General features: G+C 71.0%; 2 protein-coding genes. One reads left to right on the top strand and one right to left on the bottom strand.

What is annotated here, in order from left to right:
• On the bottom strand, positions 1–1,433 hold a 1,433-nt coding region (locus FV222_RS21690), incomplete at its 3' end, for a polysaccharide biosynthesis protein (protein WP_147815614.1).
• 435 nt (positions 1,434–1,868) lie between these two features.
• Here FV222_RS21690 and FV222_RS21685 point away from each other — a divergent pair.
• Positions 1,869–3,020, top strand: a 1,152-nt coding sequence (locus tag FV222_RS21685) for a DEAD/DEAH box helicase (RefSeq protein WP_147815613.1), incomplete at its 3' end; no start/stop codon positions are given.

The following is a 3,020-nucleotide window of genomic DNA, read 5'->3' as shown; positions in this document are numbered from 1 at the left end:
CATCCGGCGACGCGGCCGAGGCGGTGGCGGACGACGCCTGCGACGCCGACCACGTCGTAGCGCCACACGGCCGCAAGGAAGCCGAGGGTCAGGACGACGAAGCGCAGGATCTGGATCGGCGCGCCCTCCCCGCCCGGGAGCCAGGACAACGCCGTCGGGACCAGCCCCGTCGCGAGCGCGATCGCAGCGATGCCGGCGACGTCGGCCAGCGGCAGCGGCATCGCCGGCAGGCCGGACCCGCGCCGGTTCGCCCCGAGGACGAACACGAGGCAGGCCGCCGCCTGCCCAGCCGCGAAGGCGATCGCCGCCCCGGCGACCCCGAGATGCGGGATCAGCGCCAGCGAGAGCACGGTCACCGTCGCCAGCGTCGCGATGGAGGCGACGGCTTCGAGCCGGCTCGAGTCGGTGAAGTAGATGATCTGCCCGAAGTAGTAGGCGCGGAACATCATCAGGACGCTGGCCAGGATCAGCACCGGCGCCAGCGCGCGCGCCTGGTCGCGGTAATCCGGCCCGAGCAGGATCGAGACGACGATCCCGTCGAAGTTGAGGTAGAACGCGGCCCCGAAGGCCGCGACCACCGCCATGGCGCGGGCGGCGTCGCACAGCACCGCGGTTGCCGCCGCCATCCCCCCGGCGCGCGCCTCGCGCTTGGCGATCGAGATCAGCGACAGGGCGAGCGCCTCGCCGAACACGACGAAGCTCTGCTTGAGGAAGTCGGCGATCGCGCCGTAGGCGCCGAGATGCTCCGGCCCGATGGTCTTCACGATGATCAGCCGGTCGACCACCTGGGCCAAGGCCGCGATGCCGAAGGACAGAACCAGCGGCCAGCCGTAGGCGATGAGGCGCAAGGCTTCCGCACGGCTGCCGCGCCCCGGCATCAGCGGCACGACGGTGGCCGCCGCCGGGATCGACGACAGCGCGTAGGCGGCGGCCACAGCCAGCGAAAGGTGCACGGCGTCGCCCGAGACCGTCAGCACCGCGCCGCCGAGGCCGAGCATGAGGATTCCGCGCAGGATCACCGACATCGCCACCGCGACGGCCTTGAGCCGGGTGCGCGCGATCTCGGTGGCGCCCTCGAACAGGGTGGTGCCGAAGGCGAGCGCGACGATGGCTGCGGCGATGCGTGGGGAAACGATGTGAAGCGCCACCGCGAGCGCGCTGCCGACTCCCGCCAGCGTCAGCGTGCACAGGAGGATGCGCAGGACGGTGCCGACCTGCGCCCCCTCGCTCGCCTCGTCGTAGAGGGCGAAGAACGCGAATTTCGGCCACTGGCAGGTGGCGCCGTAGAGCACCAGCGACCACGACAGGATGTAGAGGTAGGTGCCGTAGCTCTCCGGCGGCGCGAGCCGCGTGAACACCGCGACCGAACCGAGGTTGATCGCCGCCGCGAAGCCGCGGGAGCCGACGTAGATCGCCGTGTGGTGCGTGATCATCCGCAGGTGCCGTGCAGGCGCGCTGCGCCGCGATCCCGCGATGGGGCTGATCCGCTCCATCGCGGGACGACTCGGGACGGTGTGCGGGGTCGCATGGGCGGACGCTGCACCGGTCGTGCCGTGGCGTCCATCCCGCATCGCCGCGACGGTTGACCGGCCGTTGACTTCGCAACTGCGAAGGCGCATAGCCAACGGGCAGCGTCAGCGGCCGACAGATGGGTCCGCTTGAGAGGGCTGCGTGACGGATACGAGGGACGGCGCGGATCGCGCCTCTCCGAATGTCCGGCCCCTCTCTTCATAACGTGCATGCACCCGGGCCGCCCCATCACGCGGGCTGCCTCCTGCTCTACGGATCGCACCTCAACGGTACTTCGCGGCGCCGCTCGACTTGAGCCGGGCCCGTATCCGCGATCCGGCTGCCTGAGAAGTCATACCTTGACCCAGTTCACCGATTTCGGCCTCGCCCAGCCCGTGCTGAAGGCGCTCGAAGAGGCCGGCTACCACACCCCCACCCCGATCCAGTCGCAGGCGATCCGCCCGGCGATGGAAGGCCGCGACCTCTGCGGCATCGCCCAGACGGGCACCGGCAAGACCGCCGCCTTCGCGCTGCCGATCCTGCACCGCCTCAGCCTCGAGAAGCGCCATGCGCCGCGTCGCGGCTGCCGCGTGCTGGTGCTTTCGCCGACCCGCGAGCTCGCCAACCAGATCGCCGAGAGCTTCTCCGACTACGGGAAGCACCTGCCGCTGACCAACACCGTCGTGTTCGGCGGCGTCACCATCGGCCGCCAGGAGCGGGCGCTGGCGCCGGGCGTCGACATCCTCGTCGCCACCCCGGGCCGGCTGATCGACCTCGTCGATCGCCGCTCGCTGACGCTGGAGGGCGTCGAGATCCTCGTCCTCGACGAGGCCGACCAGATGCTCGACCTCGGCTTCATCCACGCGCTCAAGCGCATCGTGAAGATGCTGCCGGCCAAGCGCCAGAGCCTGTTCTTCTCGGCCACCATGCCGAAGAACATCGCCGGCCTCGCCGACCAGTACCTGCGCGACCCGGTCCAGGTCGCCGTCACGCCGGTGGCCACCACCGCCGAGCGCGTCGAGCAGCAGGTGATCTTCGCCCATACCGGCGCCAAGCAGGCGCTGCTCGCCCACATCCTGCGCGATCCCAAGATCGAGCGCGTGCTGGTCTTCACTCGGACCAAGCACGGCGCCGACCGCGTCGTGCGCGGCCTCGACAAGGTCGGCATCGCGGCCTCCGCCATCCACGGCAACAAGTCCCAGCCGCAGCGCGAGCGGGCGCTGGCCGCCTTCAAGGACGGGCAGTGCCGGGTTCTGGTGGCGACCGACATCGCCGCCCGCGGCATCGACGTCGAGGCGGTGAGCCACGTCGTCAACTTCGACCTGCCGAACGTGCCCGAGAGCTACGTCCACCGCATCGGCCGCACCGCGCGCGCCGGCGCCGACGGGCTCGCGATCTCGTTCTGCAACGACGAGGAGAAGGCGTACCTGCGCGACATCGAGCGCATCACCCGCCAGCGCATCCCCGTCGGCGCCTTCCCCGAGGGCTTCACCCCGCCCTCGCGCCAGGAG

The organism is Methylobacterium sp. WL103, from assembly GCF_008039885.1.
Lineage (GTDB): Bacteria > Pseudomonadota > Alphaproteobacteria > Rhizobiales > Beijerinckiaceae > Methylobacterium > Methylobacterium cerastii.
This window is presented reverse-complemented; position numbering and strand designations above follow the sequence as displayed.